The 21430-nt window shown below is 66.4% G+C and carries 16 protein-coding genes; 7 read left to right on the top strand and 9 right to left on the bottom strand.

Annotation, left to right across the window (positions count from 1 at the left end; translation table 11 throughout):
• Nucleotides 1–12 precede the first annotated feature (12 nt).
• Complete coding sequence (locus tag ARTH_RS16050; protein ID WP_011692989.1) at nucleotides 13–651, top strand: TetR/AcrR family transcriptional regulator; 639 nt, start codon at nucleotides 13–15, stop codon at nucleotides 649–651.
• A 136-nt stretch (nucleotides 652–787) separates the two neighbouring features.
• Here ARTH_RS16050 and ARTH_RS16045 read toward each other — a convergent pair whose 3' ends face one another.
• Complete coding sequence (locus tag ARTH_RS16045) at nucleotides 788–1399, bottom strand: carboxymuconolactone decarboxylase family protein (protein WP_011692988.1); 612 nt, start codon at nucleotides 1397–1399, stop codon at nucleotides 788–790.
• Nucleotides 1400–1675: 276 nt separating this feature from the next.
• Between ARTH_RS16045 and ARTH_RS16040 the strand changes: the two genes are divergently transcribed.
• On the top strand, nucleotides 1676–3016 hold the full coding sequence (locus ARTH_RS16040; protein ID WP_011692987.1) for a BTAD domain-containing putative transcriptional regulator: 1341 nt from the start codon (nucleotides 1676–1678) through the stop codon (nucleotides 3014–3016).
• A gap of 41 nt (nucleotides 3017–3057) precedes the next feature.
• Here ARTH_RS16040 and ARTH_RS16035 read toward each other — a convergent pair whose 3' ends face one another.
• Nucleotides 3058–4275, bottom strand: coding sequence for an aminotransferase class I/II-fold pyridoxal phosphate-dependent enzyme (locus tag ARTH_RS16035; protein ID WP_011692986.1), 1218 nt, complete (start codon nucleotides 4273–4275; stop codon nucleotides 3058–3060).
• Nucleotides 4276–4618: 343 nt separating this feature from the next.
• Here ARTH_RS16035 and ARTH_RS16030 point away from each other — a divergent pair, with 343 nt between their 5' ends.
• Entirely contained in the window at nucleotides 4619–5434 is an 816-nt protein-coding gene (locus tag ARTH_RS16030) for a hypothetical protein (protein WP_011692985.1), read from the top strand.
• A 55-nt stretch (nucleotides 5435–5489) separates the two neighbouring features.
• Here the strand turns inward: ARTH_RS16030 and ARTH_RS16025 are convergent, their stop codons facing one another.
• A complete protein-coding gene (locus ARTH_RS16025) occupies nucleotides 5490–6302 on the bottom strand; it encodes a phosphatase PAP2 family protein (RefSeq protein ID WP_232223530.1) in 813 nt (270 codons plus the stop codon).
• Between the two features lie 549 nt (nucleotides 6303–6851).
• Between ARTH_RS16025 and ARTH_RS16020 the strand changes: the two genes are divergently transcribed.
• The 4 genes from ARTH_RS16020 (at nucleotide 6852) to argS (ending at nucleotide 13007) form a co-directional block, all read left to right on the top strand.
• Nucleotides 6852–7496 (top strand): hypothetical protein, encoded by a 645-nt coding sequence (locus ARTH_RS16020; RefSeq protein ID WP_011692983.1) that lies wholly within the window; start codon nucleotides 6852–6854, stop codon nucleotides 7494–7496.
• A 326-nt stretch (nucleotides 7497–7822) separates the two neighbouring features.
• Nucleotides 7823–8881, top strand: coding sequence for an o-succinylbenzoate synthase (locus ARTH_RS16015; RefSeq protein ID WP_011692982.1), 1059 nt, complete (start codon nucleotides 7823–7825; stop codon nucleotides 8879–8881).
• Between the two features lie 65 nt (nucleotides 8882–8946).
• Nucleotides 8947–11031: a PhoX family protein gene (locus ARTH_RS16010; RefSeq protein WP_011692981.1), complete on the top strand. Its 2085-nt coding sequence runs from the start codon at nucleotides 8947–8949 to the stop codon at nucleotides 11029–11031.
• A gap of 218 nt (nucleotides 11032–11249) precedes the next feature.
• Nucleotides 11250–13007, top strand: coding sequence for an arginine--tRNA ligase (gene argS, locus ARTH_RS16005; RefSeq protein WP_011692980.1), 1758 nt, complete (start codon nucleotides 11250–11252; stop codon nucleotides 13005–13007).
• A gap of 55 nt (nucleotides 13008–13062) precedes the next feature.
• Here the strand turns inward: argS and ARTH_RS16000 are convergent, their stop codons facing one another.
• The 6 genes from ARTH_RS16000 to ARTH_RS15975 form a co-directional block, all read right to left on the bottom strand.
• Entirely contained in the window at nucleotides 13063–14688 is a 1626-nt protein-coding gene (locus tag ARTH_RS16000; protein ID WP_011692979.1) for a glucoamylase family protein, read from the bottom strand.
• Nucleotides 14685–16514, bottom strand: a complete 1830-nt coding sequence (locus ARTH_RS15995) for a glycoside hydrolase family 3 protein (protein ID WP_156810834.1) — start codon at nucleotides 16512–16514, stop codon at nucleotides 14685–14687. Before ARTH_RS15995 ends, ARTH_RS16000 begins: the two co-directional genes overlap by 4 nt.
• Nucleotides 16515–16728: 214 nt before the next feature.
• The gene (locus ARTH_RS15990) at nucleotides 16729–17664 is read right to left on the bottom strand and encodes a carbohydrate ABC transporter permease (protein ID WP_011692977.1); all 936 of its coding nucleotides are present in this window, start codon (nucleotides 17662–17664) and stop codon (nucleotides 16729–16731) included.
• 12 nt (nucleotides 17665–17676) lie between these two features.
• Entirely contained in the window at nucleotides 17677–18615 is a 939-nt protein-coding gene (locus ARTH_RS15985) for a carbohydrate ABC transporter permease (protein ID WP_043430931.1), read from the bottom strand.
• 23 nt (nucleotides 18616–18638) lie between these two features.
• On the bottom strand, nucleotides 18639–19913 hold the full coding sequence (locus tag ARTH_RS15980) for a sugar ABC transporter substrate-binding protein (RefSeq protein WP_011692975.1): 1275 nt from the start codon (nucleotides 19911–19913) through the stop codon (nucleotides 18639–18641).
• Between the two features lie 376 nt (nucleotides 19914–20289).
• Nucleotides 20290–21384 (bottom strand): LacI family DNA-binding transcriptional regulator, encoded by a 1095-nt coding sequence (locus ARTH_RS15975; protein WP_011692973.1) that lies wholly within the window; start codon nucleotides 21382–21384, stop codon nucleotides 20290–20292.
• Nucleotides 21385–21430 lie beyond the last annotated feature (46 nt).

The raw sequence follows: 21430 nt of genomic DNA, 5'->3' as shown, positions 1-21430 counted from the left end.
TAGTCTAAGTTCATGGCGCCAGCACCAAAAACAACAGCTCCCAGAATCACGCGGAGGACGGCCCAGGCGGCGGACACCCGGCTGCACATCGTGGCGACTGCCAGCAGGCTCTTCGCTACCAACGGCTACGTGCGCACCACCATCGAAGGCGTTGCAGCCGAGAGCGGCGTGGCCGTGCAGACCGTCTACAACTCCGTAGGAAACAAGGCGGCGCTGCTCTCGGCAGCGCTGGATGACGCCGCCTCAGGGCCGAACGCGCCGGCGCAGGTGCTGGAGTTCATGCGCGAACGCACCCGCCAGGCTCCCGATCTTGAAGCGCTGCTGGCCATGCTGGCGGACTGGTTCGCCGAGGTGCACCAGCGGACCGCCACAGTGTTGGGCGTGATCGCACAGGCGGCCGCCGTGGATGCCGATGTGGCGAAACTGGAAAAGGCCCGCGCCCTGCAGCGGCTGACGCGGTATCACGAAGCGGCCGCGGCGGTCAGGGAGCGCGGCGGCCTGACCTCGGGCATGTCCGACGAAGACGCCGCCGCAGCCATCTGGTCCCTCGGCCATCCGCAGGCCTACCGCACCCTGGTGAACGACGCCGGATGGACCCCCGAAGCCTACCGGGAGTGGATCCTCAAGGCGCTCGCCGCCGCTTTGGTTTAGGAGCGCGCGCTCGCCGCCTGCTGGACCCTCTCTCACTACCTGCAGGTTCTTTTGAAACCCTCTCTCACTCTTCTTGAAAAAGTGAGAGAGGGTTTGGGCTTTTGTTGTCGGAAGTGAGAGAGGGTTTGGGCTGGGGTCAGGCGCCGCGGTGGCGCGGCTTCGCTTCTGCTCCGTACTGTGCCAGGGGCGCCAGAAGTGCGCTCCGGAGTTGAGGGGAGAGCTTGGTGGGGACGTCCACTTCGGACGCGATGGCCTGCAACACGCGGCTCATGTAATTCCGTGCACCGGCCGCGAGCGTGATGTCCAGGATTTCACGGTCGGTGAAGCCGTGGTCCCGCAGGTCGAGCGTGTCCGCGTCCGTCATGGTCACGGCGTCGGTACTGAGCCTCTCGGCGTACTCCATCATGGCCACCTCCGCCGGTGACAATCCCGCATTGTGGTAGTCCCGGGCGATCTGGACCAGCTCCTCCTCGTCAATTGCCCGCAGGGCTTTCACTCCATGGGCAAGCCGGCAGTGCGCCGATCCGAGCGCCTGCGCGGCGGCCAGGGTGACCAGTTCGTAGCGGCGCAGATCCATGTTCTGGGTGATGGCGCTGATGAGCGCTTCAAACGCCACGTACGCCTCCGGGTTCACCGACAGGTCCTTGGTGAATTTGGCGACATAACCGCGGGAGCGCAGTTCGTCGTCGTAAATCTTCGCCTTCAGGCCGAACGCCTGGCTTTCGGGAGTGGTGGCGAATATGGACATGGGGGATCCTTCTTCCGGCTGGGGCCACCCACGCTGCACGGCGGCGGAGAGCCCTTACAGCGCCGGTGCGGACAACTGCGATATTCCTCCGCGACCTGCGGCGAGTCAACACATGTGACGGCGTTTTGACGGGACAGAAGCGCAATGCGTAGCTGGGCATCGTTCATGAGGGGGCCCCGGCCGATTAACAAGTAGTGACTACTCAGGCGGATGATCAGCTTGCTGAGCAAAGATTGTCCCTAATCGCCGTCGGTGTGGAATTGGGGGGTAACCCGCATGCTGGAAGTGGAGGTGGTTTCAGAACCGCACCGGGCGCCGTCGGCCTCGAAGTCCAGGGTGCAGTCCGCCAAGCTGGACGTCAGCATTCTGGGCCCGCTGACAATCCGCCGGGGGAATCAGACGCTGGGCGCGCACGACCTGGGCGGACCCAAGCCGCGCCAGATCCTCGAAATCCTACTGCTCCATCTGGGTGCCCCGGTGTCCAAGTGCCGGCTGGTCGACCTGCTATGGGAGGGGCGGGCCCCGGTATTGGCGCTTCCGACCCTGGAAAGCCACGTCAGCGTGCTGCGCCGCCACCTGCAACCCGGCACGGGAAAGGCCGGCCCACTGAAAACAGTGACGGGCGGCTACCTCATGGACCGGGCCCTCGTGGACCTGGACCTGGACCGGTTCGATGCCCTGTTCCGCTTGGCCGCGCAGGCGGAACCCCGGAGGGCCCTCGGTTTCCTGACCGATGCACTCGCACTGGCTTCTGCGCCTTTGTTGGGCGGGGAACTCCTGCCCGCCTGGGCGGAGGAGGAACGGTCAATGCACGCTGCACGCGTGGTGGAGGCAAAAGTCCTGGCGGCCCAGGCGGCCTGCGCGCAGGGGAAATCCGAGGTCGCCATGGCATGGGCAACCTCGGCTTTGGAGGACGACATCCTGGCCGAGCGTGCCTGGACGGTGCTGGTCCTTGGACTTGAGCGCTCCGGACAGCTGACCGAGGCACTCCGGGCGTTCGACCGCTGCCGGTACGTGATGGACCAGGAAATGGGATGCGTGCCCGGCCCGGTCCTGCAAGCGGCCCACGCCCGCCTCCTGCAGGGCACGGCCGCCGGGGACCAACCGGAGTCGGTGCTGGAGATTGCGGGGAGCGCACCAGCGGGACGTTCGGCAGTCGGGGCACGCCCGGAACCAATACAGCCGGAGTCCGGGGCGGCCGAGCGGCTGGTCCTGACGGTCGGGCACACCGCGCAGTTCGTCGACCAGTTCACTGATGCGCTGGACCGCGAACCGGGCCTGCGCAGCGTCGGAGCGGCCACATCCGTTCACTCGGCCATAGCCATGTCGCGCGACCTGAAGCCCGATGCCCTGGTCGTGGCTTACCGGCTGCCCGACGGGACCGGACTGGATGCTGCACGGCAGATCCTGCAGGTGTTGCCGGCGGCGCGGATAGTGATGCTCGCCGCCGGCTGCACCGCGGAAGCGCTGTGCGAAGCAGCGGCAATGGGAGTCTGCGCCTTCCTACCCAATGAAGGTCCGCTGGCAACCCTGCTGGACACGCTCCGCCATGCCAAGTCCGGGAACATGCTGGTGCACCCGTCCATTGTGGCCAGGCTCGGACAGGGCAACAGGTAGCGCGCCGGCCCCGCCCCCGCGTCCGGCGCGCCGGCCCCGTCCTACCCGATCCCCGCCAGCCGGATCGCCTCAGCGAACGCGGGCAGGCTGCGTTCTACCATGTCCTCGTTGGCAGTCAGCGACATCCGGAAGAACCCGGGTGTTTCGAACAGGACGCCCGGTAACACAAAGACGTCATGGGTAACCAGGGACTCGGTGAACGCTTCGTCGTCGTCCACTGGCGAGCGGACGAAGAGGTAGAACGAGCCCTCCGGCCGGTGCAGCTGGTAGCCCATCCCGGTGAGCTCCTCGAAGAGGCGGTCCCTCTTCCGCTGCAGCTGCCCCACGTCGATGCTGAACGTTTCCAGCGCGGGCAACGCGTACTGGAGCAGGGCGTTGGGGTAGATCCAGCCCATGGCAACCTGCAGTCCGCCCAGGATGTCCCGCATGGCGTCGCGGTCCGGCATGGTGGGCGGCAACGCCAGATACCCAATGCGCTGGCCCGGCGCCAGGTGTGTTTTCCCGTAGGAGTAAGCGAGAAGTGTGTACGGGTAGTACTCGGCCGGGCTGTGGAAACGTGCACCGTCGTACACAATCCGGTTATATGCCTCATCGGACAACAAGTAGATCCGGCGTCCGTTCCTTTCCGAGGCGAGCTCCAGCATGGCGGCCAGCTTCACCAGCAGCGTCTCCGGGTAGATCCGGCCCGTGGGGTTGTTGGGGCTGTTGACGATCACCACCCGGGTCCGGGGCGTGACGGCCGAGGCAATGGCCATGAGGTCCAGGTCGAACGTCTCGGGGTTGATGCGCACCTTGACCGGTACCAGCCCGGCTTCAACGATGATCGGTTCATAAAGGAACCAGGGCGGCAGGCTGTAGATCACCTCGTCGCCCGGATCGGCCACCGCCTTCAACGCCATCGCGATGGCCGTGAAACCGCCCGTGGTGAGGTGGATGTCATCGGGTTCGAACGGCATCTCCAACAGGCGTTGCAGTGATACCGCAGCGGCATTCTGCGCCTCGACGCCGTTGGTCTTGTAAGCGAACCAGCCTTCGTTCCTGGGTTCGAGCTGGTCCCGCAACGCCGCAACATATGCCTCCTGCGGCATTTGATGGGGGTTCCCGAGGGTGAAGTCGCAGATCCCCGGCTTGTCCTGGCGGCCGGCATGCGTGCGCAGGAATCCCTGGACCCTGAGCAGCGATGGAATGGAAGCAACAGCCCGTGCCCTCGCCGGGAAATCCACCCTTGCGGAGAGCTTGGAATCATAGATACCGGCCATCAGAGCAACCCCCTGTTTGAAGCAGCATGGAAGTCAGCTCGCTGCTGAGCCAGTGGGGCTGTTGTGCGATTTATTCTGGCCCTCGCCGGCAGCAATGTAAATGGGATGCGCCTTCCACAGCCCCCTAGATTCACGGGCCTCGATAGTCAACACTCGTCTTTGCGGTTTTCGCTACCCGCCGCAACACCCGTAAAGTGGGCTGCGGACCTCTGCACTACGTGTGCGCGTCCCACGGGTTGACCGGGAACTGGGCTCGATCAACTCCGCACCCCCTCGAACGCAGCCATAGCTGCGCCATGCCTGCCCCCGACCACTCCGGGCGGGCCAGACCCAGGAGTATCGTTTGCTTCAGATCAACCTTGTCGCCGCCCTTGCCGCCCTACCCCTGCTGCTGAGCCTCGGCACCGCACCGGCGTCCGCACCGGCGCCGGCGCCAGCGTCAGTGAATCCGGCCGCAGCCAACCAGGCCGCAGCCAAGCCGGCGCTGCCCAACCCGGCTCAGCAAATCCCAGTTCAGGAGGCGAAGGTGCAGTCCAAGAAAGCCCTCCCGCCAACAGCAAGCTCCTCGGTCAAGGTGGTGGACACCACCGCAGCGATCACTGACCCCGCGTGGTTCAAAAAAACGTACGACGCCGGGATCAGGCTGTACGTCATGCACTCCACAGCGTGGGGTACCTGTGAGCCCTGGTACCGCACCCAGCCCCAGCTCAAGATGGCGCTGGACGCCGGCCTGAAGATTGCCGTGTACACACGCGACGCCAGCTGCTGGCAGGGCGGCATCAGCGCGGCGGGTCCCTACGCCGCGCAGCTCCAGTTCTTCGCCCTGGACGTGGAACCGGGCAGCCCTCCGGTGACCCGCGACATGGTGGAGGGAGTCCGCAGCATGGGTGTGCGGCCCGTGATTTACAGCGGCAGCGGCATGTGGCCGGACCTGATGGGCAACAGCACGGCCTTCGCCGACGTTCCGCTCTGGGACACCAACACCAGCAACCTCACCTACTCCACCTGGACGGCCGACTACCTCGCGCCCGCCCCGGTGCAGTACGGCGGCTGGAACACGGCCGCCACCATGCGGATCGGCATCCAACAGAAGTTCGAGCACAGCCTCAACGGCGTCCCGGTGGATCTGAATTCCTTCGACGCCGCGTTCCTGAAGTAGGGCTGGGCAGCCATGAGATGGCGTCATACGCCATGCGCCACTGGACGGCGGGCCGTTAGCCCCGGCCGGCCACCCGCCGTCGTGCGGCAAACGCAAACAGAGCAGTGGTTGCCACGGTGGCCAGGTACCCGGCCACCACAATCAGCGAGATTCCGCCCCAAAAATAGCTCGTGGTGCTGCCGCCCTGACCGGGGACGTAACGGGTAAGCAGGAACGCGGCCGCGGCGGCGAACGCCAGGCAGAGGAGGCCCGGCAGCCGGATCCACCAGCGTGAGGACGCCCAGTGCCCGCCGAAGCCGTCCCATACGTTCCAGGTGTTGCCGGTGCGGATGATCAGCCAGCCGGCAGGGATGGCGAACGCGCCCACCAGCAGGAAGGCTGCGATGACGTCGGCCGGGCGGTGCCATTGGTTCACCACCGTCGAAATCCCGGACACTATGGCGAAGCTGCCGCCTGCGAACCCTGCGAACGGCCGCCAGCGCGGCGATGCCATAAGGAACACGGCCGCGGCGGCAGAGGCGGCCAGCGTGGTGTGGCCGGACGGCAGCGAATTCAGCTCCAGGGTCTCCACGCCGCGGAACGGCCGCTCCGGCAGCAGCTCCTTCAGGACCTGTGTGGCGATGTTCGCGGCGATGCACGCGGACACGGCAATGCCCGCGGCGCGCCAGCGTTTCCGGATCACCGTGACAAACAGGACCACGACGGCGGCAACCACCAGGGAGACGGTGGGCAGCCAGTCCAGGAACCTGGTGGCGGCCTTGCCGGCCGGGCCGTGGATGGCCACGGCCTCCACGAGGGCGGATTCGTCAATGTACTGTCCCGTGGTGGTCCGCACGAAGAAGTAGTACGTGGCCATCAAACCTGCCACACAGGCCAGCGTTGCGAGAACGCACAAGGCAGCCAGTGCTACTGCGCCACGCACCTGCCCGGCGGGCCGCCGTCGTCGGGAATCTTTAAGGTGAGAACTCATCACCATCAGCGTCCCACAGAATGCTGGGAGCCGTCTGCGGGCACCGGCCGCGCTGCAGGGGCTGAATACCGCCTTTTCGGCACCGTAACGGCGGGCGCCACTGGCGGCAATCCTGCGCCAAAACAGGTAGCAAATACTCGTGCCCGCCGGCGGTCGTTTTTCTTACGCTTGGCACAGCGGCCGTCAGCCGATCAGCACTAAGCCGGCGACCGTGGCGGATGCCAATGTCCCCGGACGGTGACACGCAGGGCATTGGCATCCGCAAAAAACCCGTTGACACCCCGGCGACGGCGGCGCTAGCTTGATCGTATTGCCGCCCTGGACACACGGGCCGCAATATCACCGCATCACATCTGGTCTCGTTCGCCCCTTGCGGGTATTTGATGTTTAACATCGGCAGGACAGGTCCGTATGCGTCCCCTCCTGCCACATTTCAGGAGTGCTGCCATGAACCGAAAAATGAGGAACCTGTGCCTGCCTGCCGCCCTGTCGCTGGCGCTGCTAACGGGAGTTTCGGCCCCTGCGTTTGCGGGGTCCGACGGCGGGGGAAGCGCGGTGGGGCCATGGCCCCCGGAGGACACGGACGGGAAGTACGTTTCCGTTCCCGACGCGTACTACGCCGACTACGAGTTCGAAGCCTGCGACACCACCATCAAGGTGTCTGCCGGGGACGAGCGCGAAGTCACGTACAAGGGCGAGAAGAAGGATGACGGGACCCTGGTGATCAAGTACCGCGGCGACGCCACGATCGACCTGACCCGCGCCTCCGACGGCGCCACGATCGACGAGCTGGACGTCTCCGGGCCGTTCACCATGCGGCTTGCCGAGGACGGGCTGAGCGCCCACCTGTCCGGCCGGGGGCCAGCCCTGATCTATGCCATGGGAGCTGCTGAGGAGAAGGCCTTTGAAGACGAGGGCCTGCCCAAGGCGTTCTACTTCACCGAAGGACGGCTGGCAGGCAACGTGGTGTACGCCTCCACCGACCAGAAGGAAGTAGTGTCCGGCGAGATCACGCACAACAGCGTCCGGCACGCGAAGGACATCTGCAAGATGCTGGACCGGGCCAAGGATGACGATCACGGGCACCGGTAAACGGACGGAAACCAGCAGGCCATCATGCGCTGATTGCGGCGCGTGGTGGCCGCTTCCGTGAGTACGTTCCGGGGGTAAAAACGAGTAGCAGGTACTCATGCGGCACCGTCTTCCGGACCCTAGCATTTTACTAACGGCCGGGTTGCGGACCGGCCGAACCCCGCAGCATTCCCTGCGGCAACCGCAGGGAGTGCATGCCCGGGCTCCTTGAGCTGGGCCGGCGGCGACGAGTCTCATAAACGTGAAGCTCGCCCCCAGTCGCCGTCGGCCCTACCAGGGGAGTGGCCGGCCGGAGGACTGTCAGACGTGGCCGGTAGAGTGAAAACATGCCCGCCGACGCACCCCGCCAGCCCCGGAACCTTCCTGCGGTGAACCTCCCTGCGGTGAACCTTCCTTCCGTGGAGCAGCTTGTGGCCTCCGCGCACGTGGTGAGCCTGCCCATGCGCGTCAAGTTCCGCGGCATTACACAGCGCGAAGCCCTGCTGCTGGACGGCACGCTGGGCTGGGGGGAATTCTGCCCCTTCCCCGAGTACGGGGACGCCGAGGCGTCCCGCTGGCTTGCCTCCGCCGTCGAAGCCGGCTGGCAAGGATTTCCGCCTCCGCTGCGGTCAGTGATTCCGGTCAACGCCACCGTTCCTGCCATCCCCGCGGAGCGGGTTCCGGAAGTCCTGGCCCGCTTTGGCCGCGTGGACGCCGTCAAAATCAAGGTGGCCGAACGCGGCCAGACGCTCGACGACGACGCCGCCCGGGTTGCGGCCGTGCGCCGCGCCCTCCCGGACGCCGCCATTCGGGTGGACGCGAACGGCGGCTGGGACGTGCCCGCCGCCGTCGAGGCACTGACCCGGCTGTCCGCCGTCGGGCTCGAATACGCCGAACAGCCGGTCCCGGACATCGAAGGCCTGGCCGAGGTCCGCCGCCGGCTGCAGGCCGCCGGCATCCCCGTGCTGATCGCTGCGGATGAAAGCGTGCGCAAGGAAGACGACCCCCTCCGCGTCGCGCGGGCAGGCGCGGCCGATCTCATCGTGGTGAAAGTGGCGCCGCTCGGGGGAGTGCGGCGTGCCCTGGACATCGTGGCGCAGGCCGGACTGCCCGCCGTCGTCAGTTCCGCGCTGGACACCTCAGTTGGGATCCGCGCCGGGCTGGCCCTGGCGGCGGCGCTCCCGGAACTGCCCTACGCGTGCGGGCTGGGGACAGTCTCGCTGTTTGAGCAGGACATCACGCTGGATCCGCTGGTGGCCGACGACGGCGCCATCCGCGTCCGCGACGTCACCGCCGACGCCGGGCTGCTGGAGCGATATGCGGCACCCGCCGAGCGCCGGGACTGGTGGCTGGACCGGCTCCGCCGCGTCCACGCAGTGCTGTTCACCGGATCTTCACCTGGCTGACCGCTGCCGGTTGGAATCGGCTGAAAGGGTGGGCGGGACCGCATCACATCCCTTGGAAGGCCCCCATGTCTGAAACGACCGGACGCAAGTTTGCCCTACTCCCCATGCTTGGCCACACCAAAGGCAAGCGCAGCCCCGTCACCTGCGCGCTGAAGTGCGACAACGCCTGCTCGGGCGAGGTCTGCAACACGAGCTCCAACAGCTACTTCCGCGACATCGCCTCTGCCACGATGTCCCGCCGCGCCGCCCTGGGCTTCGGCGCCGCCGGTGCGCTCGCCGTCGTGCTCGGAAGCGCGGTAACGTCCGCCGGAACTGCAGTGGCCGACGGCGGCACCGGCCTCGCCGCCGCCGCGAAGGACGGCTTCGGCAAGTCCAAGCTGCAGTTCACGGCTATCCCGTCCGTTGCAGCGGACGTGGACAAGCTGACCGTGCCCGCAGGGTTCACCTGGCAGCCGGTCATCCGCTGGGGCGACCCCATCTTCAACACTGCTCCGGACTTCGACCTGAACAACCAGACGGCCGCCGCCCAGGAACAGCAGTTCGGCTACAACAACGACTACTCGGACATCCTGGAGATTCCCGGCAGCAAGGGCCGCCGCGCCGTGCTGTTCGCGAACCACGAGTACACCAACGAGAACATCATGTTCCCGGCCACCATGCCGGCCGCGGAGGTCCGCGCTGTGGGCCAGGCGGCACACGGCCTGTCCGTGGTGGAGCTGGAGCGGAAGAACAAGAACAAGCCGTGGAGCTACGTCAAGGGCGCGGGACTCAACCGCCGCTACCTGAACAGCACGGTTTACGAACTCACCGGGCCGGTTGCCGGATCCTCGCTGGTGAAGACCATCGACGACCCGTCCGGCCGCGCCATCAAGGGCACGCTGGGCAACTGCGCCGGCGGCACCACCCCGTGGGGCACCATCCTCTCCGGCGAAGAGAACTTCAACGGCTACTTTGTCTCGCCGGGCACGTCCGCTTCGGACCTCCGCTACGGGCTGACTTCCAAGGCCACCGCCCGCCAGTGGGAACTGGACGACGACCGCTTCGACACCCGCAAGTCCGGCTATGAGAACGAGGCCAACCGCTTCGGCTGGATCGTCGAAGTGGACCCCTTCGACCCCACCTCCACGCCGAAGAAGCACTCCTCCCTGGGCCGCTTCAAGCACGAGGGCGCCAACGTGATCGTGGCGGAATCCGGTCACGTGGTGGCCTACATGGGCGACGACGAGCGCTTCGACTACCTCTACAAGTTTGTCTCGGCCGAGAAGTACCGGGAGGGCGACCGCAAGCACAACATGACCCTCCTCTCCGCCGGCAACCTCTACGTCGCCAAGTTCACCGGCAACTCCCCGGCCGCCGAGATCACCGGCACCGGCGCCGTGCCGGCCGACGGTTCGTTCGACGGTACCGGCGAATGGCTGCCCCTGGTGGTGGACGGCGTCTCCAAGGTCGACGGCATGTCCGTGGAACAGGTGCTGGTCTACACCCGCCTGGCCGCGGACAAGGTGGGACCCACCAAGATGGACCGCTGCGAGGACGTTCAGCCGAGCCTGCACACCGGCAAGATCTACGTGGCCTGCACCAACAACTCGGACCGCGGCAAGGCGGGCAAGGAAGGCGCCACCGAGATCAACCCGCGCAACGCCAACCGCGACGGCCACATCGTGGAAATCACCGAAACCGGCGGCCAGACCTCCACCAAGTTCGCGTGGAACCTGCTGATGGTCTGCGGCGACCCGGGCCAGGGCGACGTCACCTACTTCTCCGGCTTCCCGGTGGACCAGGTCTCGCCGATCTCCTGCCCGGACAACCTCGCGTTCGACTCCGTGGGCAACCTCTGGATCTCCACCGACGGCGCCCCGTCCGGCATCGGCCGCGCGGACGGCCTGTTCAAGGTGACGCTCGACGGCGCCGAGCGCGGCAAGGTGGAGCAGTTCCTCGCCGTGCCGCGCGACGCCGAGACCTGCGGACCGATCGTGCACGACGACGAGCGCACCGTTTTCGTCTCCGTGCAGCACCCGGGCGAAGATGGCACGTTCGACGCGCCCAACTCGTACTTCCCGGACTACGTTCCGGCAGGCACGACGCCGGCGCGCGGCCAGGCCCGCGCCCCGCGCCCGTCCGTGGTCCAGGTCTTCCGCACGGACGCGTAGTCATGGTTAGCCCCACCCGGTAGGGACGCTCTCTCACCTTTGGCGGGTTTTTTCGGGACGCTCTCTCCCTTTTGGCGGCTTTTCAGGCAACGCTCTCTCACCTTCACGGCCCCATGGCAGGGAGGTGAGAGAGCGTTCCGGATTTAAGTGCAGGAAGTGAGAGAGCGTCGGAAGGGGCGGGGACTGATAATTTTGAGTTTGTGAATAATCCGGCCGAGATGGTTGTCCCCAGAGTCCAGGCAGCTATTGCCCAAGCGTTCGGCGAAGAGTTCCGGGACACCGACCCGGTTGTCCGGCCGTCGCAGTTCGCCGACATCCAGGTCAACGCCGCCATGGCGCTCGCCAAGAAGGTCGGCCTGCCGCCACGCGATGCTGCCGCCCGGATCGTCGAGGCGCTGGAGCTCGACGGACTCTGCACCGCCGTCGAAATTTCCGGCCCCGGCTTCATCAACCTCACGTTCGACGGCACCTGGATCGAGGAGCTTCTCAACGCCCAGGCGTCCCAGCCGCAGGGCGGCCCGGAGACGCAGGCCCGTCGCGTCGTCGTCGACTATTCCTCCCCAAACGTTGCGAAGGAAATGCACGTGGGGCACCTCCGCACCACCGTGGTGGGGGACAGCCTGGTCCGCGTCCTTGAGGCGCTGGGCCATACGGTGATCCGGCAGAACCACATCGGCGATTGGGGCACGCCGTTCGGAATGCTGATTGAACACTGGCTGGAGATCGGCGAGGATTCGCCCGAAGCCGCCCTGCTGGTGGAGGACCCCAGTGCGTTCTACCAGGCAGCACGGGCAAAGTTCGACAGCTCCGACGGCAGCCCTGACAGCTTTGCGACGCGGGCCCGCCTTCGCGTGGTGTCCCTCCAGTCGGCCCACGAGGAAACGCTGGAGGTGTGGCAGCGGCTAGTGGACCACTCGAAGGTCTACTTCAATGCCATCTACGCCACGCTGGGAGTCAGCCTCGAGGACGACCACATCGCCGGCGAGAGCTCCTACGATCCCCATCTAGCACAACTGTGCCAGGAACTGGAGGAGCGCGGCCTGGCCCGCGTCAGCGAAGGGGCACTGTGCACCTTCCCGGCGGGCTTCAAGGGCAGGGACGGAGAACCGCTGCCGCTGATCATCCGCAAATCCGACGGCGGCTACGGGTACGCCACGACCGACCTTGCCACCATCCGGTACCGGGTCCAGGAACTCCATGCCGACCGCATCCTCTACGTGGTGGGCGCCCCGCAGAACGTGCACCTCCGGATGGTCTTTGAGACCGCGCGGGAGGCCGGGTGGCTCCCGGACACAGTGGAAGCCACCCACGTGCAGATCGGCAACGTGCTGGGCGAAGACGGCAAGATCCTGAAGTCCCGCTCGGGCACCCCGGTGAAGCTTATGGCCCTGCTGGAGGAGGCAGTGGACCGTGCCCGCGCCGTGGTGGACTCGAGCCGCCCCGACCTCTCGGATGAGGAACGGGCTGTGACTGCCCGGCAGGTGGGCATCGGCGCCGTGAAGTACGCCGACCTCGCCGTGGGGCACGACACCGAGTACGTCTTCGACTTCGACCGGATGCTGGCCCTCAGTGGCAACACGGGCCCTTACGTGCAGTATGCTGCGGCCCGGATCCGCTCCATCCTGCGGAAGGCGGAAGCAGCGGCTTCGCCGGCGGGCGAGCCTGGCGAAGCGGCGGGGGAGCCGACGGCGGCAGTGAGTATCGCCGTCGTCGAACCTGCCGAGCGGGCCCTGGCGCTCCACCTGCTGGAGTACGGTGCGACCCTCCGAAAGGTCGGGGAACTGCTGGAGCCTCACCGGCTGTGCGCCTACCTGTTCGAACTCTCGCAGCTGTTCACCTCGTTCTACGACCAGTGCCCGGTGCTGAAGGCGGACGAATCCGTCCGCCAGTCACGGCTCGCCCTGTGCGCACTCGTCCTCCACAGGCTCTCCGAGGGCCTGGACCTGCTGGGCATCGAGACGCCGGAGAACATGTAGCCCGCCCCCCAGCTGAGACGCCCTCACACTAGTTGCAGCGGGAGGTGGGAGAGCCCTAGCCGACGAGTCCGGCGCCGAACTCCTCCACCGCGATGAGCGGTTTGATGACCCTCTCGACGTCGCCCTGCACGAAGTTGCGGCGGATCACGTTGTCGCCGAACACGTTGCCGATCGCTCCGAGGACCATGGCCTGGTCCAGCGAGAGGTACCTCCTGGCCACGGTGCCGGATTTCACAGCAACCGCGTCGAAGAAGCCGCCGGCGCCATAGGCGGCGAGGTCGCGTTCGATCTTCACCAGGTTGTCGTACGCTTCGCGGGGCTCGTATTCCATCGCGAGGAACGCGGCGTGGGGAGTCACCACGCCGTCGCCCCAACTTGGCGTTGGGTTGCCGGCCGGGCGGCAGCCGTCGAAGCCGGTGTCCACGCTGGTGCGTTCGACGTCGGACGGGTAACCGTCGCTGCTCATGCCCAGGGCGTCGACGCCCCACTCGGAGTAGCCGCCGTTCGGGTGGCTGGCGGGCGAGAAGCCCCAGTAGCCGTACTTCGCGTCGTCCATGCCGAACTCCCGCTGGGCACGGACGGTGAGCGGGTGGTTGATGCCCCACGCCTTCGGCGCCCAGTCGGACTCCGGAACGAACAGGTCCGGCATCAGGGACTCGAACATGTCCCCGCCCCAGCTGGGCACGATCCGCATTCCGCGATAGGTGTAGGCGCCCTCGAAAACATCGATGCCCATGTACATACGGTGCTCGCCCACCGGCTTCTGCTCCTGCCAGGACCAGTCGCACGTGTCCGGGAAGACCCGCATGGTGGCGAAATAATGCGCCGGCGGCAGCTGGCCCAACGCGATACCGATATACGTTGCGATCCGCGGCTCGGAGTTGGTGACGTCGTAATGGTTCATCGTGTAGTAGACGTCTGCGCCCTTGCCCAGATAGTTGCCCTGGACCGTTTCCACCGGTGGCTTGACGTCGTAGAAGCCGCCGCGCAGCAGGCCGGCCGCCACGCCGGGCCGGGCATCCTTGTTGTAGAAGATCCCGAAGTCCATCCGGCCCAGGATGGTGTTGGCCAGGGCGGCGACCTTCGGCTCGGCGTTGCGGACCACCATGAGCGCCGCTGCGAACCAGCCGTTGTCCACGCTGGACATGAACGGCGCCACGGGGTTTCCGTTCTCGGGCCACACAGTGATGACTTCACCGGTGGCTTCGTCGTACCAGTTGTAGAGCATGCCGCTGGGCTCGTGGTGCTTGAGCCCGGCCAGTGTGGTGAGGGTTCGTGTCAGCCGTTCTCGGCATTCGCTGGCGCTGATGATGTTCAGCTCCCTGGCCACCACGGTGCTCCACATATAACCGCCGATGTTCGTCGGCGAGGTGAAGCCGCTCCGCTTCGGTGCGGTGATGGACTCACCGATGTAGTCGGCCGGCAGTCCGGTCGCTGGATCGGTCATCGCCACAAGGGACTTCCAGGTGTCCTGCGCCCACCGCTTGATGACCTTGCGGTCCACTCCGCCCAGGTTTCGTGCGCGTGAAAAGTACGACGGCGACTGCGCGCCGGGCGCTGCCAGGCCGGGTTGCGCCGTGGCGGCGGCGAGCCCGGTGACGGCAAAGGCAGCCGCACCGGCGAGGAGTTGGCGCCGGGTGGCGATGGAGAATCCCGGGGTGGCATCAAAGCGCTTGTTCATGAGCTCAGTCCTGACTGGATAGCAGCGGCGGTTCCGGCGTTGGGCGCCGCGGGTAGCCGCAGGCCGTGCCCGAACCGGAAGAGGGGATCGGCGGTGTCTCCGGGGACATCCGAGCGTGAACCACGTACGGCGTCCATGGACCTGGGAATATCGAAGGGAAGGCTGCCCTGCGGCTCAATGCGTCCGAACAGGGCATCGAGCAGGGCGGTGTCCGAGACGCCGAAGGTGCCCACCAGGGCCGCAGCGAACCCCGCCAACGGGGTGAGGATGGCTGGACGGTCCAACCGCACGTCGATGATCAGCGGAACCTTCGCGGCCAGGGTCCGGAGCCGGGAGACCAGCCCGGGCGGGAAGTCCAGGCTTCCGGCGTGGAAGTGCTGTTCCAGGAACAGGTCGTCGCGGTGGTCCCAGGGGGAGTGCAGCCGGATCACGGCAACATCGGCCTGATCCGGGTCCTGCACCACAGTCCCGAAACCGTCGAAACTCAGCGGGTCCATTCCTTCGACGTAGACGGCGGGTGAGCCGGTCAGCGGCAGGGCCGTCCCGCCGTCGTGCGTTCCGTTGGCCAGCACCGTGACGGACGTTGCCTGCGCGCGGTGGCCCTCCCGCCGGAACTCGGGGTTGCCAACGATTTCGGCCGCTGCGTCCTCGTCCACGAAGGGGTTGTCGAACAGGCCGAGCTGGAACTTGACCAGCAGCAGGCGGCGCGCGGACTCATCGATTCGTTCCTCGCTGACCAGGCCGTCCCGGACCAGGCCAAGGAGCAGCTCGGTGCATTCCTCGCCGCCGAACTGGTCCACGCCCGCGTTGAGGATCTTCAGCATCCGCTCGGGCGCGGTGAGCTCTTCAACGCCCCAGGCCCTCGCCGGCAGCACCTGCTCGCCAACGATGTTGTCGTTGACCAGCTCCCAGTCGCTGAGGACCACGCCGTCGTAGCCGAGCTTGTCCCGGAGCAGGTTGGTGATGATCTGCCTGTTGTAGCCGAAGCCGACTTCCTCCACCGGCTCGCCGTCCAGCTCGACGCCGATCGGCATGCCGTAATAGGGCATGATGGCGCTGGTCTTTTCCGCGATGGCCGCCCGGAACGGAGCCAGGTGCTCGTCGAAGCGGCCGCCGGGGTAGACCTGTTCCCGGCCGTAGGGGAAGTGTGCGTCTTCGCCGTCGCGCTGCGGACCGCCGCCCGGGAAGTGCTTGGTGGTGCAGGCAACGCTGTCCGGACCCAGCTCGTCGCCCTGGAATCCTTGAAGGTACTCGACGACGTACTTCGAGCTGAGCTCGGAGTCCTGCCCGAAGGTTCCGGCCTGCCGGCACCAGCGTGGCTCTGTGGCGAGGTCGACGGTCGGGTGCAGGGCGGCACGGATGCCGACGGCGGTGTACTCCGTGCGGGCGATCTCGGCGAAGCGGCGGATTAGCTCGGCACTGCCGACGGCGGCCAGGCCGATCGGCTCGGGCCACTGGGAAAAGTGGGCGGCGGTGAACGATACGCCGGAGTTCTCGATGAAGGCGTGGCGGGGGTCCGTGGAGATCGTGACCGGAATGCCGTGCGGGGTCTGTGCCGCAAGCTGTTGCAGGGCGTTGCTCCACATCGCGGCCTCCCGGGCAGTGCCCAAGGCGTGAATGTTGAAGTGGTTCATGAACTTGCCCAGGATCACCGTGCTGGTGGGCGACTTGCTGATGTTTCCGGGAGTCTCGAGCAGGGATCCGCCCGGTCCGGTCTCAATCACGGTGTGGAACATCAGCCCGGCCTTTTCTTCGAGGCTGAGCCGGGCCACGAGGTCGGCTGCGCGTTCGTGCGGGCTGAGTCCAGGGTTCTCGAAGGGATCCATGATCCCGTTGCCGTTGAGGTCCCGGTACCGTGTGCCGTCGGCCGCCACGGAGGTGGCGGGGCCGGTGCCGGCGGTTTGGGTGCTGTTGCCGGAGTTTCCGGGACGGGGGTTTCCGGGGCGCGGGTTTCCGGGGCGCGGGCTGGTGCGGGTCTGTGAAGTCAATGGGTGCTCTCTTGCGTCAGGTGAAGTCTGGAAGGGCAGGGGAGAAGGCGGCCTACTTGATGCCGGTGGCTGCGACGCCCTGGATGAAGTAGCGCTGCAGGGAAACGAACAGCAGGATGATGGGCGTGATCACCAGGACCGATCCGGCCAGGAGCAGGCCGTAGTCGGTGGCGTTCTGGCCGGTGGAATACAGGGACAGCGCCACAGGCAGGGTGTACATGTCCTCGGTCTGCGCCACCACCAGCGGCCACAGGAAGTTGTTCCAGGACCCGAGGAAGGTCAGGATGCCGAGGGTGGCCAGCGGCGGCCCGCACAGGGGCATGACGATCCGCAGGAACGTGCGGAGTTCGCCGGCTCCGTCGATCCGGGCAGCTTCGATCAGGGAGTCCGGGATGCCCATGATGAACTGGCGCATCAGGAACACGCCCATCGGGGCCGCCAGGAACGGCAGGATCAGTGCCGGGTAGGTGCTGACCAGGCCCAGCTTGCTCACCATCACGAACAGCGGCACAAACGTGACAACGCCCGGGACCATGAGCATGACCATGACCAGCAGGAACAGGAAGCGCTTGCCCGGGAAGTCCATCTTGGCCAATGCGTAACCCACCATGGAGCAGAACAGCAGGTTGCCGAGGACGGTGAACACGGCCACCACCACACTGTTCAGGAAGAACGTGCCGATGTGCAGCTCGTTAAACCACATCAGGAAGTTGTCCAGCGTGGGCTGCTCGGGCCACCAGGTGATGGGCCGGCGGAGCAGTTCGCCCTGGGTCTTGAACGCGCCGAGGAACATCCAGGCGAACGGCAGGAGGGTGGCGGACACGCCGACCACCAGGACGGCGTAGGTCAGCGTGCGGCGCGCCGGCGCGCGGCGGCCGGACCGCCGTCGTGCGTTCGATTTGGTACTGGCGGGCGGCGCATTTTCCGGGTCCGGCGTAACGGGTGCTGCGGTGACGGGAAGCGGTGCTGATGTGTCAGGGATCGTCATGGGGATCGGTCCTCAGTCCTTGGATCGCAGGGCTCGGAATTGCAGCAGGCTCAACAGCGCGATGGCCACGAAGAGCACATAGCTGGCCGCGGAGGCCAGTCCGTATTTGCCGAACCCGAACTGGTTGTACGTGAAGTAGCTGACGGACAGGGTCGAATCCAGCGGGCCGCCCTTTGTCATCACGAACGGTTCTTCGAAGAACTGCAGGAAGCCGACCGAAAGCAGGACGGTTCCCAGCAGGAGCGTGGGGCGCAGCATGGGCAAGGTGATCCGCATGAACCGCTGCCAGGCGTTGGCGCCGTCCACTTCGGCGGCCTCGAGGATGTCGCCCGAGACGGCCTGCAGCCCGGCCAGGAAGATGATCATGAGCGTGCCCAGGTTCCGCCAGACGGCCAGCAGGATCAGGGCCGGCATGGACCACGTGGTGCTGTTCAGCCAGTCCGGGCCGGCGATGCCCACCCAGCCGAGAATGACGTTCAGCAGTCCGTCAGGCTGGAGGATGAACCGCCATACGACGGCGACGGCCACAATGCTGGTGACCACGGGCGTGTAGAAGCCAACACGGAAGGCCGTGCGGAAGCGGGTGATGCCGTTGTTCAGGGCCACTGCCAGCGCGAGGGCAAGGACCGTGGTGAGTGGGATCCCGGCAGCGACGAAATAGGCCGTGTTGAGCACCGAGTGCAGGAACTGCGGATTCCGGAAGAGGGCGGCATACTGCTCGAGCCCGACGAATCCCACCGCGAAGGGGTTTTCGATGTCGCGGCTGGTGAAGTCCGTGAACGACATCAGGAACGACGAGACCAGCGGACCCAGCATGAACACACCGAAGATGAGCACGAACGGCAGCGCGAACAGCCACGCCGTGAGCGCGTTCCGGCGGCGCCGCGTCTGCCCAGCACGGACCCTGGCACGGGCCGGAGGCCTGCCGGCATTTTTGGTGCCGGCAGGCATCGCGTTTGTCGTGGTGGCCACTGTTACTTCCCGGTGCCGATCGAATCTGCGGCCTGCTGCAGGGACTTCAGTGCCTCCGCGGGGTCCTTGCCGGCCTTGACGATCTGTTCGATTTCGCTGTCGGCGGCGGCGGCAACCTGGGTCCAGGTGGAAACGGCCGGCGGGTTGTTGGTGGTCTTGAGCTGGTCGCCGAAGACCGAGAGCTTGCTGTCTCCTGCCAGGGACTGGTCCTTCCAGGCACCCTGCTGCGAAGGGAGGTCGCCGGTGGCCTTGTACCACTTGAGCTGGACCTCGGGCTTGGACAGCCACTGCAGGAGCTTCCAGGAAGAATCGCGGTTCTCTGACTTCTTGAACACCACCATGTTGGAGCCGCCGACGAAGGACGTTGAGGTCTTCGCCTTGGGCATCGGGGCAACCTTGTACTTGTCCTCGAATCCTGCCCCGCCGGCCTTGTTGAGCAGGCCGACGTGCCAGGGACCGCTGATCATCATGGGGGCGGAACCGTCCACGAAGGACGCCTCGGCAGTGGTTCCCGTGGAGACAGCCTTGGACGCGAGCCCATCAGCGAAGAAGCTGGAGTAATACTTCAGGGCCTCTGCCGCTTCCGGAGTGTCGAGGGTCCACTTGGTGCCGTCGTCGTTCATCAACTTCGCTCCGTTGGACCACTGGAACGGGAGGGTGTCGAGGTAGGAGCCGGCGACCCCGGCAGGCAGTTGAACCCCGTATTTTGCCCCGGCCTTCTCTTGAAGGCCCTTGGCAAGGGCCTTGAAGTCATCCCAGGTTTCGGGCGCCTTGGTGATGCCGGCCTTCTCCGCGAGGTCGCTGCGGTAGTAGACCACGCGGGTGTCGACGTACCACGGCACCCCGTAGGTGGTTCCTTCGACTTCGGTTGACTTCACCGAGCCGGGGAAGAAGTCGCTTGCGTCGATCTCTTTGGGCGTGGCATCGAACGAGTTGGCGAAATCGCCCATCCAGGTGGTGCCCATCTGGGCGACGTCCGGCGTCGTCCCGCCGGCGATGGCGGTCTGGTACTTACTGAGGGCCGCGTCCCAGGGGATGGCTGTGACGTTGACCTTGACGCCGGGATTCTCGGCCTCGAACTCCTTGAGCAGTGCCGGAAGGGCTTCGCCTTCGCTGCCCTGGGCCCACAGGGTAATGGTGCCGGATGCCTGGCCTGAGGCAATGGGCTTGGCCGATGACGCTGGGGACGAACCCGCGGTGTCCCTGCCGCAGCCGGTCATCAGCAGCGCTGCGGCGAGGCCTATGGCGGCTGCCTTCGTTGCGTTCGGACGGATCATCATTGTTCCTTTCGTGGGTCCCGCGTGAACTGTCGTCGCGGCGGGCTGTGTGCTGGCAGGGGCTGCGAGGCCACCCATACAAACATCTAAGCGCTTTGATTTCTATTACTGGGTCAATCTAAGCGCATTGAATGTGACCTTGGCAACAGTTGGCCGAAGAAATTTGATGCACAGTCCGGTGCAGGGGGCATAACCGCGGCGCCCGCCGCGGTGCAGTAAGCGGCGCCGCGCATGGTTCTTCAGAAAGCAAAGCGACGGCGGGGAGTGCCGCGCGGCGGCGCAGCGGACCCGGCGGCCCCGCGCGGCGGCCGGCGGCCCCGCGCGGCGGCCGCGCGCGGCGGCCGCCACTACGCCCTTTGTTTGGGCTGTGTCCGGCTTAGTCCGGCCGGCAGCCGCAGCTCTCGCGCAGCACGACGCGGACGGGCAGTCGCAACGAAGCCGGGGGCTTGTCCGGGTGGTCCAGGCGGTCCAGCAGCAGTTCGACCATGGCGCGGCCCATCTGTTCCATGGGCTGCCGGACGGTGGTCAGGGAAGGCCGGACCACCCTGCCGGCGGCGATGCCGTCAAATCCGGTCACGGCAACGTCCATCGGGACCTTGACGCCGGCAGCTGCCAGCGCGTCCAGCACCACAAGCGCGTCCTGATCGGTGGCGCACACGATGGCGTCAGGCACTGCGTTTTCCCGGCATACCGCCGCGATAACCTCTGCAACGGCCTGCTCGCCACCGCACGGATAGTCCGGCTCGCGTGCGGGTGTCAGCCCGGCATCGCGCAGCGCCGCGAGGAATGCCGCGAGCCGTTCATCGTTGTCCGAGGACGGCATCCCGCCCAGGAACATCAGCCTCTTCATGCCGTGCTCGGTGACTAGGTGCTCGGTAATCGCCCGCGTGCCCGAAGCGTTGTCCACGGTGACGTGATCCAACTCCGGGTGAAGCGCACTCTCAGAGACTTCGACGACTGGAATGCGCCCGGCGATCCGCGCCAGTGCTTCGCTGGGCACCGACCGGGGGAAAACGGCCAGCCCGTCGACCCGGCCGGCGATGTCGGACAGCACGGCCTCGTTGTTTTCCGGATTGCCGCCGCCGACCAGCAGTGCCTGCCCGCGGCGCCAGCATTCGAGCTCAACTCCCCGCTGGACCTCGTCCACATACAGCGGAAACAGCCGAAGATCCTCGTTCTGGCGTTCCGAGTCTGCCTGTGCGGGGTCGTGGCCCTGCGGGTCCCGTCCTCTGATGCTGTCGGCCGGGTCCAGCAGGAAGTCGTAGGCAAATAGCCCCAGCGCACCCGTCCGGCCGCGGGCCAGGCCCCGCGCGCTGGCGCTGGGCACGTAGCCAAGTTCTTTGGCGGCGGCGAGGACCAGCTCACGCGTAGATGCCTTTACCTTCTCGGGCTGCCTGAAGGTGAATGACACTGTGGCGATGGAGACGCCTGCCCGCTCAGCAACGTGATAAACCGTAGGACCCTTTGCCATGTCAATCTCTCCTTTCCCTCGAGTCTATGCGCTTAGCCTCCCGCTG

This window comes from Arthrobacter sp. FB24, assembly GCF_000196235.1.
In the GTDB taxonomy this organism is placed as follows: domain Bacteria; phylum Actinomycetota; class Actinomycetes; order Actinomycetales; family Micrococcaceae; genus Arthrobacter.
Note: the sequence above shows the minus strand (reverse complement) of the source record. Positions and strands in the feature narration are given on the sequence as shown.